Origin of the sequence: Streptomyces sp. NPDC088910, from assembly GCF_044749865.1 — a bacterium.
Lineage (GTDB): Bacteria > Actinomycetota > Actinomycetes > Streptomycetales > Streptomycetaceae > Actinacidiphila.
Genome location: NZ_JBIVIV010000005.1, coordinates 52,392 through 66,153, shown reverse-complemented (window position 1 = coordinate 66,153; position 13,762 = coordinate 52,392). Strand labels below are relative to the sequence as shown.

Sequence of the window (13,762 nt, the reverse complement as noted above, 5' to 3'; positions counted from 1 at the left end):
CCATGACCGCCCACTGCGTCCTGATCGTCGAGGACGACCACGGACTGCGCGACGTCCTCGCCCGCGGCCTGCGCGAAGAGGACTTCGAGGTGCTCACCGCCGCCGACGGCGCGAGCGCGCTGCGTACGGTCGGCCCGCGCGTGGACGCGGTCGTCCTCGACGTCGGCCTGCCCGACTCCGACGGGCGGGACGTCTGCCAGGCCATGCGCGCCGTCGGCATCGAGGCCGCCGTGCTCTTCCTCACCGCGCACGACGCGCTGCACGACCGGCTGTCGGGCTTCTCCTCCGGCGGCGACGACTATCTCGCCAAGCCCTTCCACCTGGCCGAGCTGACCGCCCGCCTGCACGCGGCGCTCCGCCGCGGCAACCGCGTGGCGGCCCGCGAGGTCGAGGGACTGCGCCTGGACCCCGTCACGCACGCGCTGTCCGCGGACGGCGGCGCGGCCGTACCCCTGACCCCCACCGAATTCCGCATCCTGGCCTGCCTGATGGCCGCGCCCGGCGCCGCCGTACGACGGCACAGCCTGGTACGGGCGGCGTGGCCGCACGGCGCCCAGGTCAGTGACAACACCCTCGACCAGTACGTGTCGCGGCTGCGCCGCAAGCTCCGCGAGACGGGCAGCACGCGCGGCATCGACACCGTGCGCGGCATCGGATACCGGTTCGCGTGAGGCCGCCCGCCCGCGTGCGACGTCCGGGCCGGGCGGAACGCCCGAGCCGCGCCGGGCAGCAGCCGCGCGCGGGGCGCCCGCGCCGCCGGGGTCTGTCCGGCACGCTGCCCGCGACCCTGCGCGGCCGACTGGCGCTGCTCGCCCTCGTCACCACCGTGCTGTGGGTGGCGCTGCTCACCGCCGCGTTCAACGTCGCGCTGCACGAGATACTGCGCCGCCAGGCCGACGACCTGCTGCGCACCCGCGCCGCAGCCGTCGCCGCGACCGTCGACATCCGCGCCGACGGGACCATCGCCGTCCGGGAACCGGGCGACGACGGCGCGCTCGACAGCGGCATCTGGATCTACCGCGGCGCCCACGTCGTCGAACGCCCCGCCGCTCCCGAACCGCTCCAGCGCCGCGCGGACGCCCTCGCGGGCAAGGGGACCCGATTCGCCGACACCTCCACCCCGCGCTCGACCCGGCTGTACGCGATGCCGCTGAGCAGCGGGGGAGTTCAGGTCGCCACCGTCGTGGCCGCCGCGAGCCTGGAGCCGTATCTGCTCACCGCCCGTTCGGCGCTGGCCGGTTCGCTCGGCCTCGCCCTGCTGCTGGTCGGCGGCGTCTACCTCGTCACCCGCATGGTGATCGGCCGCGCCCTGCGCCCGGTCAGCACCATGAGCGACCAGGCGTCCCGCTGGAGCCGGTACGGCGCGGCGCAGCGCTTCGGCGCGCGGGAGGCCAGGCCCGCGGAACTGGCCGCGCTGGCCGCCAATCTGGACCAGCTCCTCGACCGCCAGGCGGCCGTCCTGCGGCACGAACAGCAGCTCACCGCCGAGCTCTCCCACGAACTGCGCAATCCGCTGGCCCGGATCACCGCGGAGACGGACTGGCTCACCGCCCGCCCCCGCACCGCGGACCAGTCCCGCTCCTCCCACCAGGCCATCGCCGCCGCGGCCACACAGATGGCGCAGATCTGCCGGACACTGCTCAGCGAGGCCCGGCAGCCGTCCGCGGCGGCGGGCCGCTGCGCCGCCCTCGACGTCGCCCGCGCGGTCGCCGACCGCAGCCGCGCCGAACACCCCGAGGCGCCCCCGGTCACGGCGTCCGGCGAGCCGGTGGACGTCGGCGTCACCCCCGAACTCCTCGAACGCGTCCTCGCCCCGCTGCTCGACAACGCCCGCCGCTACGCCGCCCGCGCGATCACTCTCGAATGCGTCCGACTCCCCGACGGCGCGCGGGTGTTCGTCGCCGACGACGGCCCCGGCGTCCCCGCCGAACACGCCGAGGCCGTCTTCGAGGCGGGCCGCCGCTTCGGCTCGGAGACGGACGCCCACGACGGCGCCGGGCTCGGCCTCCCCCTGGCCCGCCGCCTCGCCCGTGCGGCAGGCGGCGACATCACCCTGGTCCCCGCACCGCGCGGAGCCCGCTTCCAGGTGACACTCCCGCCGGGCTAGGGTCCGTTCCGCGGATCACGAACGGCCCCTCGGCCCCGGCCTCTTCGGCCCCGGCCCCTTCGGCCCTGGCACGCCCGCCCGTGCCCGGCGTCGTCAGGACCGGCGGCCGCGCGGGCGCCGCGCCGGGCGGGTGCCGGGAGCGGCGCCGGTGGCCTGCCCCGAGGCGTGATCGCGCAGCAACCTCTCCAGCAACCTCTCGTCCTCCGCGGGCAGTTCGGAGACGAAGCGGGCCAGGACGGCCGCGCGGTCGCCGCCGGCTTCCAGCAGGTCGCGCATGCCGGCCGCCGCGTGGCCCGCCTCGTCGCGCACGGGGGAGTAGAGGTAGCCGCGTCCGGCGCGCTCGCGGGTGACCAGGCCCTTGTCGTGGAGGCGGGTGAGGATCGTCAGGACGGTGGTGTAGGCGGGTTCGCCCGCGACCTGTTCGCGTACGGCGCCCGCCCCGGCCGGCTCGCCGACTGCCCACAGCGCCGCGAGGACTTCGCTCTCCAGCTCGCCCGGCGCGCGTCGCCCGGCGGCCGGGCCTTCCTGCTCGGCCACGCTTCCCGCTCCTTCGTAGAATCCTCACGGTACTACGGCACGACCTGGCCGCCCCGGCCCCGGCCGCCCGACCAACCGGCCACCGCGAGCCCCCCGTGATCGCGCAACGGGCCGACCGTCAGGCCGCGTTCCTGACAGAAGTCGAGGAGGCGGGGGAGCGCCCCGAGCGTGTTGCGCCACGACCCGGTGGCCGAGGCGCAGTCGGAGTCGTGGAGCAGGACGGTGCCGCCGCCGCGCAGGTCGCGGGTGACGGTGTCGAGGACGGTCCGGGGCGTCGCGCGCCCGCGCCAGTCCTCGCCCCAGGCGGTCCACAGCACCGGCGTGAGTCCGAGGCGGCGGCAGGCCAGATGCGTACCGGCGGTCATGACGCCGTACGGCGGCCGGTAGAGCGTCGGCGCGCCGCCGGTGAGGCCGCCGACGAGGTCGCGGGCGCGGGCCAGGTCCTCGTACGTGGTCCAGGGGCCGCGCAGCAGCGCGGGCCGGTGGGTCCAGCCGTGGATCGCGACCTCGTGGCCCGCCTCGTACATCTCCGTGACGAGTCCGGGGGAGCGGACGGCCATCGAGCCGAGCAGGAAGAAGGTGGCCCGCACGCGGCGGGTGTCGAGCAGTCGCAGGAAGTGCGGGGTGGACAGGTGGTCGGGGCCGTCGTCGAAGGTGAGCGCCACGCTGTCGGGCCGTCCGCGTCCCGACAGCCGCGGCATGAGCCGGTTGCGCAGCGGCCCGAAGGTCGACAGCGCGGGCCCTGCGTACGCGGCGGCCAGCGCGGACGCGGCCACCGCACCCGTGCGCAGGACGGTACGGGCGACGATCCGCCGGTCGGAATGAGGAGTCACGGTGATCGGCCTCCTTGCGGGCGTGGGCAGCGGGAGCCGGGCATGCCGGACCCGCGCCCCGCGGTGACCTCGGCGGACGGCCCCGGCCGGGGGCTGCCCGCGAATCTACTACACGTTGTAGAAGGTGGACGAGGTGCCCGTCGATCGGAGGGCGCACGGGGCGGGCGGCGGCGGTCTCCCGAATCCATGGACGGGCAACATTGGATCTTGCGAGAGAAAGTAGAGATTGAGCAAAGATAAGTTCGTATATTGCGCTGCCGTGTCCACGACATTACGGTTCCCCTTGCGCCGTCACCCCCCCACCCGCCGACCGCTTCAGCGCAACGCCCCAGCCGCCATCCCCTTCACCGCCACCGCGACGGGCCGTGTCCCAGGCCCGCTCCGGCGTCGGCGGCCCAGCTCCGCGTCACCTCGCTTCCCCATGCCCTCGTACGGCTGTCCGCACGGCGCAGGTCCGGCATTCCGTGTCGAAAAGGAGCAGACGTTGTTCCAGCCCATCAGATCCCTGAGGCGCACCATCGCCGTGGGAGGCACCACCGCGCTGATCGCCGCCGCGGGCGTCATCGCCCTCGCGGCCCCACCGGCATCGGCCGCCGCAGCCACCGGCGGCAGCGGCGCGAGCCTTCCCTACGTCGAGGTGCAGGCGGAGAACTCCGCCACCAACGGCACGGCCATCGGCCCGAGTTTCGCCGCGGGACAGCTCGCCGACGAGGCGTCGTACCGCAAGGCGGTGACCCTCTCGGGCAGCGGCAAGTACGTCACCTTCACCACCCCGGTCGCCACCAACTCGATCGACTTCCGCTACAGCATCCCCGACGGCTCGGGCGGCTCGGTCTACACCGCCCCGCTGTCGTTCGCGATCAACGGCGCCGCACAGCCCGACTTCACCCTCACCAACGCCTATAGCTGGTACTACGGCAGCTACCCGTTCACCAACACACCGGGCAGCAACCCGCACCACTTCTACGACGAGGTCCACCGGCTGCTCCCGCAGACGTATCCGGCCGGCACCACCTTCACCCTCCAGACCAGCGGCTCCAGCGCCGCCACCACCATCGACTTCGCCGACTTCGAACAGGTCGGCGCCGCCCTCCCGCAGCCGTCCGGCTCGGTCTCGGTGACCAGCCAGGGCGCCGACGCCACCGGCGCCGCCGACAGCACGGCCGCCTTCAACGCGGCGATCAACGCGGCGGGCCCCGGCGGCACGGTGTGGATCCCGCCGGGCACCTTCAAGATCCCCCGGCACATCACGGTCAACAACGTCACCGTCACCGGCGCGGGCATGTGGTACTCGACGGTGACCGGCGCGGCGCCCGGCTTCTACGGGCTCGGCGAGCCCGACAGTTGCGGAGTCGGCGGCAATCGCGGGGTGAGCAGCAACGTCCACCTCTCCAACTTCGCGATCTTCGGCCAGGTCGGCGAGCGCAACGACTGCGACCAGGTCAACGGCATCGGCGGCGCGATGAGCAACTCCACCGTCTCCAGCCTCTGGATCGACCACCTGAAGGTCGGCGCCTGGATGGACGGGCCGATGGACAAGCTGACCCTCAGCGGTCTGCGGATCCGTGACACCACCGCCGACGGCGTCAACTTCCACGGCGGAGTGACCAATTCGACCGTCACCAACAGCGAGATCCGCAACACCGGCGACGACGGCATCGCCACCTGGGCCGACGCCGCGCTCGGCGCCGACGCCAACGACACCATCTCCAACAACACCGTGGAGACCCAGATCCTGGCCAACGCCATCGCGATCTACGGCGGCCACGACAACACCGTCAGCGGCAACCTCGTACGGGACACCGGACTCGCCCAGGGCGGCGGCATCCACGTCGGCCAGCGCTTCACCTCCACCCCGGTCGGCACCACCACGATCTCCAACAACACCCTGATCAGGGCGGGCAGTCTCGACCCGAACTGGCAGTTCGGCGTCGGCGCGCTGTGGTTCGACGGCAGCCAGGGCGCCATCACCGGCCCGATCAACGTGACCAACGCGCTGATCCAGCAGAGCCCCTACGAGGCGGTGCAGTGGGTCGAGGGCACCGTCAGCGGGGTCAGCCTCAACAACGTGACCATCGCGGGCGCCGGCACCTTCGCCCTCCAGGAACAGACCGGCGGCGCCGCGAAGTTCACCAACGTCACGGCCACCGGCATCGGCGCCAGCTCACCGATCTATAGCTGCGAGGGCAACAACTTCACCGTCACCGACGGCGGCGGCAACTCCGGTATCAGCGGCACCCCGTTCTGCGGCGGATTCCCCACCCCCGTCTTCCCGCCCTACCCGGCGGAAGGCGTGACCGCCAGCCCGAGCGCGCTCAACTTCGGCTCGGTCGCCACCGGTTCGACCAGCGCCGCCCAGACCGCGACGGTCACCAACCCGACCGGCTCGGCCGCCTCCGTCTCCGCCATCACCACCAGCGGTGACTTCTCGCAGACCAACACCTGCGGCACCTCCATCCCGGCCAACGGCTCCTGCACCGTCAGCGTGAAATTCGCGCCGACGGCGACCGGCGCGCGTGCCGGGACACTGACCGTCGGCGCCGGCGGCAACACCAGCACCGTCGCCCTGTCCGGCACCGGCACCGCGCCCGGCCCGATCCTGGGCACCAACCCGGCGAGCCTGTCCTTCGGCGGCACGGTCGTCGGCGCGACGGCCGCCCCGCAGACCGTCACCGTCACCAACTCCGGCACCACCACGGCCACCGTCTCGGCCGTCGCGGCGACCGGCGACTTCACCCAGACCAACAACTGCTCGTCGCTCGCGGTCGGTTCGTCCTGCGCGGTGACCGTCACCTTCAAGCCGACGGCCGGCGGCAGCCGTAACGGCACGCTGACACTGACCAGCAACGCCAACAACAGCCCGACCACGGTCGCGCTCAGCGGCGCCGGAATCGACAGCAGCACCGACATCGCCGCAGGCCGCCCGGCCACGGCGAGTTCCGCCAACGGCACCTTCGTCGCGGGCAATGTCACCGACGCGGACGCGTCCACGTACTGGGAGAGCGCCAACGGCGCCTTCCCGCAGTGGGTCCAGGTCGACCTCGGGCAGAACTACGCCGTCGGCAAGGTGACCTTGCGGCTCCCGCCGTCCACGGCGTGGGCCACCCGTACCGAGACCCTGTCCGTACAGGGCTCCACGGACGGCACCTCGTTCAGCACCCTGTCGCCCTCCGCCGCGCAGACCTTCGACCCGAGCGCCAACAACAACACGGTGACCCTCACCTTCCCCGCGGCCACCGCCCGCTACGTACGGATCAACGTCACCGCCAACTCGGGCTGGAGCGCCGCCCAGTTGTCCGGCCTCCAGGTCTACCCGAGCGGCGGCACCAACCCGTCGTCCGCGACCTTGTCCGTCACTCCGACCTCGCTCACCTTCGCCTCCCAGGCGCCCGGCACCACCAGCGGCGCGCAGAGCGTGACGGTGACCAACACCGGTACGGCCGCCGCGTCGATCAGCTCGGTCACCGCCTCCGGGGACTTCTCGCAGACCAACACCTGCGGCACGTCGCTCGCGGCCAACGCCAGTTGCTCGGTCGCGGTGAAGTTCACCCCCACCGCCTCCGGCACCCGCACCGGCACCCTGACGATCAGCGGGAACGCCTCCAACAGCCCCACCACCGTGGCGCTGACCGGCACCGGCAGCGGCACGGTGAGCACCAACCTGGCGGCGGGCAAGGCCACCAGCGAGTCCAGCCACTCCGACGTCTACGGGTCCTCCAACGTCACCGACGGCAGCCAGAACAGCTACTGGGAAAGCGCCAACAACGCCTTCCCGCAGTGGGTCCAGGTCGACCTCGGCTCCGCGCAGAGCGCGAGCAAGGTCGTCCTCCAGCTCCCCGCGGGCTGGGGCGCCCGCAACCAGACGCTGTCCCTGTCGGGCAGCACCGACGGCAGCACCTTCACCACCCTCAAGTCGTCGGCCTCCTACTCCTTCGACCCCGCCTCCAACAACACGGTCACCCTCACCTTCACCGCGGCCACCGCGCGGTACTTCCGGGTGACGGTCACCGCCAACTCCGGCTGGCCCGCCGGGCAGATCTCCGAATTCCAGGTCTGGAACACCTGACCCGGACTGACCTCCTCCGACCCGACCCGACCCGACTCGACCTCCTCCGGCCCGGCCCGACTTGGCCGGCGTCCCTGAGCACAACGGCCCGGCCCCTCGCGTGCGATACGCGAGGGGCCGGTGGCGCTCCGGGGACGGCGACCAAGCGCGGACGGCCGGACGGAGGGGGAGCATTTTATGCCCAGTGCGGTCATGTACCGCTGGAAATTGCCAGAAGTCCTTCGCGCGAGTGCCACCGTGCGTAACGTGACGGTCACTGCCGATCCGTCGGCGGGCCAACAGCGGCCTCACGCAGGGGAGTCGGGTGTCCGGGATAGACGAGTGCCTGCGCGAGGCCATGACGCTGCCGGGAGCCCGGGGCGCCGCTCTCGTGGAGTGGATCAGCGGGCTCTCCCTCGGACAGGTCGGAGACGCGCCGGGCGGTGACCCCGAGACGGCGGCGGCCGAGACCGCGGAATTCGCGCGCATGGCCGTGGAGCACTCGGCGTTCGAACCGGCGGAACCCCTCGGCTCACCGCGCGGCGGCACCACGGGACCCGCCGCACCCGCCGCACCCGCCGCACCCGCCGCTCCCTCAGGACCCGCAGACACCGCCAAGGGACTGCCGGTCGAGGACGTCATCGTCGTCACCCGCACCGGCTACCACCTGCTGCGCTTCGTCGAAGCGCCCTTCGACGGCGGGGTGTTCCTGCACCTGTGGCTCGACCGCGAGCACGCCAACCTCGCCCTCGCCATGATGCGCGTACGCGACCTCGCCGAACGGCTGGTGCTGGCATGACCGGGCCGCTGTCACCGATGCTGCTGCGCCTGGCCGAGGAGGGCGCGACGGGCGCGCTGCTCCGGGACAGCGGGGCGCTCTACCTCGCGGACGGCGTCGTGGTGCACGCCGAGAGCCCGGCCACCCCCGGTATCGACGTCCTGCTGACCGCCGGCGGCCGACTTCCCGTCGAGGTGTGGCAGGAGGCGGTGGACGCCGCCGGAGCCCGCTGCCGGACCGCCCGCCACCTCCTGGAACACCGCAGGATCTCCGCCGCGGAACTGGAGATCAGCCACCTCGGCGCGCTCTACGACGCGGCCTTCTTCGTCCTCGCCGCAGGCAGCGGCCCCACCCGCTTCCGGCACGGCGTCGTCCACTGGTTCGGCCCCGTGCGCCCGGTGCGGGTGGCCGAGGTGGAGCGCGAGACCCGCCGCCGCCGCGGACTCCTCGACGCCCTGTGGCCGTATCCGCAGCTCGACACCGCCCCCGTCGTCCGCCGCAGGGCCGCGTGCCTGCCGCCCGTACCGCGTCGGCAGCGGGCCCTGCTGGACCTCGCGGACGGGGTACGCACCCCGTCCGCCATCGCCACCGTGCTCGGCAGGCCCACCTTCCACGCGCTGGTCGACGTACGGCGGCTGGCCGCCGCCGGGCACTGCGAGACCCCGCGGCGCGCGGCACCGCCACCCGGGCAGGGGCGGCCACCGGGACGGGCACAGGAAGCCGCATCCGCACCGGCCACCGCGGACCGCGCCGGGTACCTGCCGGGACCTCCCGACGTCGGCACGCTCCGCAGGGTCCTCGACGCCTTGGAGGCACGACCGTGAAGCGCACTCCCGCCCGCAGGACCGGGACCGCACAGATATGAGGCGCGTCGTGCGACAACGCGCCGACAAGAAGGTCGGAAGGAGAGAGGAGAGAAGGAATCTGATGGCGCAGGAGGCCGAGATACGCGAGGAACTGCGGCGGCTGCGGGCCCGGCTGCCGCACGCGACGGGCGCGCTCGCCGCGGGCGTCGACGGCATGGTGCTCGCCCAGGAGGCGGACACCGTGGAGGCCGAGGGAGTGGCGGCCCTCACCGCCGCGGCGCTGGGCGTCGGCCTGCGGCTGACCGACACCGCGTCCCACGGCCCCTTCCGGGAACTGCTGGTCCGCGGCGAGCAGGGATACGTCGCCATCTACGCCGCGGGCACCGCCTGCGTGCTCACCGTCCTGGCCGGACCGCAGGTCAACGTGGGCCGGCTGCACATGGAGGCCCGCCGCTCCGGCGCGCACATCGCGCACCTGGTCGACGGCGACCCCGAGCCACGGGAGGACGCCCCCACACCATGACCACCCGACCCACCCGGACCGGCGGCGCCCGCCACCGCGCGCCCACCGCCCCCGACGCGGCAACGGCATCGACCGTATCCACCCCATCGACCGCATCCACGTCAGCACCGCACATGAACCGACCGGAAGGAAGCCCAGCCATCATGGCCAACACCGAAACCGCCCTCAAGGACGCGATGACCTCGATCGACGGCGTCATAGGCGTCGCACTCGTCGACTACACCAGCGGAATGGCGCTGGGCACCCTCGGCGGGGGCAAGGAACTCGACCTCAACGTCGCGGCGGCCGGCAACACCGACGTCGTCCGTGCCAAGGCGCGCACCATGGAACTGCTCGGCCTCAAGGACGAGATCGAGGACATCCTCATCACCCTGGGCTCGCAGTACCACCTGATCCGGCTGCTCAAGGGCCGGGGCAAGAACGGCCTCTTCCTGTACCTGGCGCTGGACAAGTCGCGCGCCAACCTGGCGATGGCCCGGCACCAGTTGAAGCGGATCGAGAACGACCTGGAGCTGTGACCGGGCCGTCGCGCCCGTACGCCGTCGGCCGAGCCCACCGGGCCGCGTGGAGACGGCCGTCCTGCCGGGCGGCCGTCTCCGCGCGACATCCGTTCACGGCCCGCTCACCACCCGCCCGTTCCCCGAGCGCGCCGCCCGTCCGAGGCCCGCGTCCGGCCCGGAAGGAGAAGCCGAAAAAAAGATGGGTGTGAAGCGACTGGGGTGGGGCAGAAGCCCTGACGGTTGTGCCGGACAACCGGACAGGGGCAAGAACATGCGTTCCAGCGCGATGGCCGTGAACGGCCCGCATCAGCAGGCCGGGCAGGACATCTGGGCGGGAGCCGCGTACGACGGCGAGACCGGATCGATCGCGGCGGCCCGCGCCTTCACCGCCGACTTCCTGGCCGGTGTGACGGGCGGGCGCGCCCAGCCGATCCCCGCGGTCGTCGTCGCCGACGCGCAACTCGTGGTGAGCGAGCTGGTGACCAACGCGTGCAAATTCGCGCCGGGTCCCTGCGCGCTGAACCTGGAGATCCAGGGCACGGATCTGGTGATCACCGTGTGGGACACCGACTCGTCGATGCCGCTCGCGCGCGCGGCGGAGCCCGGCAGGATCGGCCAGCACGGCCTGGAGATCATCCTCGCGGTCTGCGAGGGCTTCGACGTCCGGCGCGAGCCGGTGGGCAAGCGGATCAAGGTGCGCGTCGCCCTCGGAGCGTGAGCGCCTGACCCGGTCAGGGGGCGTGGGCTGACGCGTTACGCGCCGCCCGCGCTTCCGCACGCTCCTTTTCTCGAGCCGCGCGGTGATCTTCACTGGGTACGGAGCGAGCTGCCCGCCTGAACTCTCGGCCGGATCTCGCCGAGCCACCAGGAGCACCGTGACCACCGGCCAGGACGCGGCTCAGCCGCCCCCTCAGCAACCGACCCCTCATGACCCGCCGCAGGCCCCGCCGCACGGTCCGCCGCCGCCCCGGCGCCCCCGGCGCGTGGTCTTCGACGCGCCCTTCACCGACCGCACGGCCTGGGCGGCGGGCCGCACCTCCGCCTACCCGGAGAGCGGCCGCAATCCCGGCGACAACAAACTCGACCAGATCGGCCCCGCCTACGCCCCCACTGCCGGGGGTGTCTTCCGCGCCCGGCGGGCGGCGGGCGGCGTCTGGCACACCGACCTGGTGTCGACCGAGTACGCCCCCGGCGGCTTCGAGCTGCTGCCGGGCGACGAACTCACCGCCACCTGCGTGGTGCACGCCCCGCAGGGCGCCTGGCCCGCGATCTGGACCTGGGGCCGCGACAGCGACGCGGGCCGCCCCCAGCCGGGCCACGGCGAGATCGACCTCTTCGAGTACCACCCCACCAACCCGCGGCTGCTCGAACTGTCCAACCACGTACGCCCCGGCGGGTTCGAGGCGGCCGACGTGATCGCGCCGGGCCGCCCCTTCGCACTCCGGGTCCGCTTCGACGCCGACGACGTCTGCTGGTCCATCGACGACGAGGTCGTCTTCCGCGACGGCCACGGCGTCGGCCCCGCCTGGCGCGCCTGGCCGGTGGTGAACATCAGCGTGTCCGCGGGCGCGTACGGGCACACCCCGCCCGACGCGCGCACGAGCCTGCTGCACTGGGAGTGCGCCGGACTCACCGTCACCCGCTGATCCGGACCCGGTGGCTCACGCCGTCGCCCGCAGTGCCTCCTCCGCCGTCGAGTACACCTTGAGGACGCGGTCCACGCCGACGATACGGAGCAGCCGCGCCAACTGCGGCGGCACGGCGGCGACTCGCAGGTCACCGTGCTGGTGGATGCTCAGCAGCAGATTGAGGAAGCTGGAATCGGCGAAGGTGATCCCGCTGGCGTCGAGCACCAGCACCCGGCCGGCCTCGGCCGCCTCGGTCAGCTCCTGCCGCAACGGCCCCAGCGTGTCCGCGTCGAGGTCGCCGTGCGGGGTGACAATGCGCGGGAGGTCGCCGACGACCGGGTCCCTATGCGCGTCGTGGTGTGTCGACATATGACAAGTATGTCCAGCGTCACGGGGGAGAGGAAAGAGCGGATCAGGGCGAACCCGAGTGCGCCCCCGTCGACGCGCGCCGGTGGAGCCCGATCCCAGGTCAGAAACTGATCGCAAGCGGTCGGAACCAGTCGCAAACCGATGGGCCCGCGGCGGCGGACCGTCCGCTAGGCGGAGCGGGCGTGGATCCCCATGCCGCCGGAGACGATCAGATTGTCGCCCGTGATGTAACCGGCGGCGTCGGAGGCGAGGAAGGCGACCGCCTCGGCGACATCGGCGGGGGCTCCGACGCGGCCGAGGGGAACGTCCTCGCCCCACGCGGCGACCGTCTCCCGGCCGATGCCCAGCTTGCCGTACGCGGGAGTGTCGATCAGGCCGGGGCTCACCGCGTTGACCCGGATACGGCGCGGGGCCAGTTCGATGGCGAGCGAGCGCATCAGAGGCAGCAGCGCTCCCTTGGCGGCGGTCATGGCCGCGCCGAGCCCCTCGCCCGCGCCGATGGTGAACACCACGGACGCGCCCTCGTTCAGCAGCGGGAGCGCCTTTCGCAGGGTGAAGAAGTTCCCCTTGACGTTGATGTCGAACAGGGCGTCGAAGGCGGCCTCGTCGGTGGACTCGATCGGTCCGGGCCGGGAGATGCCCGCGTTGAGATGGAGCAGGTCGAGGGAGCCCAGGTGCCCGCGCGCCCGCTCCACCGCCTGGTCGATGTCGGTGAGCGAACCGGCGTCGGCCCTGACGGCGACCACGTCGTGCGGCAGGCCGGAGCTGTCGACGCTGCCGAGGCCGGTGACCATGACGCGGTAGCCGCGCGCGTGGAGCAGTTCCGCGGTGGCCTTGCCGATCCCGCTGGTGCCGCCGGTGACGAGTGCTGTCTTCGCTGCCACGGTCGCTCTCCTTGTCGACGCGTGGGGCGCGTGGACGGCCCCACTGATTGTCACCGTACGCCCGTGTGGCAGTGACTGCCAAATGTCGTGTGAATGCCACGATGGCAGGCCGCGCTAAGGTGATGGCATGACGCAGGGAACAACGGGCGACGGGCCGGCCGCGCCCACACTGTGGGACCGGACGCGGCAGCTCGCGGCCCGGGAGATCCTCGACACCGCCCTGCGGCTCTTCACACGGCAGGGGTACGACGAGACGACCATCGCGCAGATCGCCCGCGAGGCCGGTGTCTCGCAGCGCACCCTCTTCCGCTACTTCGGCACCAAGGAAGACCTCGTCGGCGGCAGCCAGGAGCAGTTCGTCACCCTCCTGACGGAGACCGTCCGCGAGCAGCCCGCCGACGCCGACGCCTGGCAGACCCTGCGCGCCGCCCTTGAGGCCGCGCTCTCCGTCCACACCGGTCCCGAACAGGCTCTGGAGCGCTTCCGCCTGATCCACCGCACCGACTCGCTGCGCGCCGCCTACCTCGGAAAGCGCGTGCGCTGCCAGGAGGAACTGCTCCCGCTCCTCGAAGCCAGGCTGGCAGCCTCGGGCGCCGACCGAGTACAGGTCCGCGCCGTCCTCGCCACGGCCTTCGGCTGCTTCGACGCCGCCACCGCGACCTGGATCGAGGGTGACGGCGAGGGCGACATCCTCGACCTCTACGACCGCGGCCTGGCCGCGGTCCGCGACGTCCGCTGACCGGGTCGCGGGC

General features: G+C 72.9%; 14 protein-coding genes. 10 read left to right on the top strand and 4 right to left on the bottom strand.

Annotated features, from left to right (window positions below; all coding sequences use genetic code 11):
• Nucleotides 1–2: 2 nt before the first annotated feature.
• Both ACIP4Z_RS13510 and ACIP4Z_RS13505 read left to right on the top strand, forming a co-directional pair.
• Nucleotides 3–671, top strand: coding sequence for a winged helix-turn-helix domain-containing protein (locus ACIP4Z_RS13510; RefSeq protein ID WP_391124879.1), 669 nt, complete (start codon nt 3–5; stop codon nt 669–671).
• Nucleotides 672–685: 14 nt separating this feature from the next.
• Nucleotides 686–2,107 carry a sensor histidine kinase gene (locus ACIP4Z_RS13505; RefSeq protein ID WP_401307390.1) on the top strand — a complete coding sequence of 474 codons (1,422 nt, stop codon included), beginning with the start codon at nt 686–688 and terminating at the stop codon, nt 2,105–2,107.
• Nucleotides 2,108–2,200: 93 nt separating this feature from the next.
• Here ACIP4Z_RS13505 and ACIP4Z_RS13500 read toward each other — a convergent pair whose 3' ends face one another.
• On the bottom strand, nt 2,201–2,644 hold the full coding sequence (locus ACIP4Z_RS13500) for a BlaI/MecI/CopY family transcriptional regulator (RefSeq protein WP_355334889.1): 444 nt from the start codon (nt 2,642–2,644) through the stop codon (nt 2,201–2,203).
• Nucleotides 2,645–2,676: 32 nt separating this feature from the next.
• Nucleotides 2,677–3,453 (bottom strand): polysaccharide deacetylase family protein, encoded by a 777-nt coding sequence (locus ACIP4Z_RS13495; RefSeq protein WP_355335760.1) that lies wholly within the window; start codon nt 3,451–3,453, stop codon nt 2,677–2,679.
• A 508-nt stretch (nt 3,454–3,961) separates the two neighbouring features.
• On the opposite strand from ACIP4Z_RS13495, the gene ACIP4Z_RS13490 reads away from it, so the two are divergent.
• The 7 genes from ACIP4Z_RS13490 to ACIP4Z_RS13460 all read left to right on the top strand — a co-directional run bounded on the left by ACIP4Z_RS13490 (nt 3,962) and on the right by ACIP4Z_RS13460 (nt 11,775).
• Complete coding sequence (locus ACIP4Z_RS13490; protein ID WP_401307387.1) at nt 3,962–7,543, top strand: choice-of-anchor D domain-containing protein; 3,582 nt, start codon at nt 3,962–3,964, stop codon at nt 7,541–7,543.
• Between the two features lie 337 nt (nt 7,544–7,880).
• On the top strand, nt 7,881–8,321 hold the full coding sequence (locus ACIP4Z_RS13485) for a hypothetical protein (protein ID WP_401308138.1): 441 nt from the start codon (nt 7,881–7,883) through the stop codon (nt 8,319–8,321).
• Nucleotides 8,318–9,124: a transcriptional regulator gene (locus ACIP4Z_RS13480; RefSeq protein ID WP_355334882.1), complete on the top strand. Its 807-nt coding sequence runs from the start codon at nt 8,318–8,320 to the stop codon at nt 9,122–9,124. The genes ACIP4Z_RS13485 and ACIP4Z_RS13480 overlap by 4 nt, the downstream gene beginning before the upstream one ends.
• 103 nt (nt 9,125–9,227) lie before the next feature.
• A complete protein-coding gene (locus tag ACIP4Z_RS13475; RefSeq protein WP_391047738.1) occupies nt 9,228–9,629 on the top strand; it encodes a roadblock/LC7 domain-containing protein in 402 nt (133 codons plus the stop codon).
• A gap of 143 nt (nt 9,630–9,772) precedes the next feature.
• Nucleotides 9,773–10,147 (top strand): hypothetical protein, encoded by a 375-nt coding sequence (locus ACIP4Z_RS13470; RefSeq protein ID WP_355334877.1) that lies wholly within the window; start codon nt 9,773–9,775, stop codon nt 10,145–10,147.
• Nucleotides 10,148–10,400: 253 nt separating this feature from the next.
• Nucleotides 10,401–10,847 carry an ATP-binding protein gene (locus ACIP4Z_RS13465; RefSeq protein WP_355334874.1) on the top strand — a complete coding sequence of 149 codons (447 nt, stop codon included), beginning with the start codon at nt 10,401–10,403 and terminating at the stop codon, nt 10,845–10,847.
• A 157-nt stretch (nt 10,848–11,004) separates the two neighbouring features.
• Nucleotides 11,005–11,775, top strand: coding sequence for a beta-glucanase (locus tag ACIP4Z_RS13460; protein ID WP_401307382.1), 771 nt, complete (start codon nt 11,005–11,007; stop codon nt 11,773–11,775).
• Between the two features lie 15 nt (nt 11,776–11,790).
• On the opposite strand, the gene ACIP4Z_RS13455 is transcribed toward ACIP4Z_RS13460, so the two are convergent.
• Nucleotides 11,791–12,126 (bottom strand): STAS domain-containing protein, encoded by a 336-nt coding sequence (locus ACIP4Z_RS13455; protein WP_355334871.1) that lies wholly within the window; start codon nt 12,124–12,126, stop codon nt 11,791–11,793.
• A 167-nt stretch (nt 12,127–12,293) separates the two neighbouring features.
• The gene (locus tag ACIP4Z_RS13450) at nt 12,294–13,010 is read right to left on the bottom strand and encodes an SDR family oxidoreductase (protein ID WP_401307379.1); all 717 of its coding nucleotides are present in this window, start codon (nt 13,008–13,010) and stop codon (nt 12,294–12,296) included.
• A gap of 127 nt (nt 13,011–13,137) precedes the next feature.
• Between ACIP4Z_RS13450 and ACIP4Z_RS13445 the strand changes: the two genes are divergently transcribed.
• Nucleotides 13,138–13,749 (top strand): TetR/AcrR family transcriptional regulator, encoded by a 612-nt coding sequence (locus ACIP4Z_RS13445; protein WP_401307376.1) that lies wholly within the window; start codon nt 13,138–13,140, stop codon nt 13,747–13,749.
• The last annotated feature ends 13 nt before the right edge of the window (nt 13,750–13,762 follow it).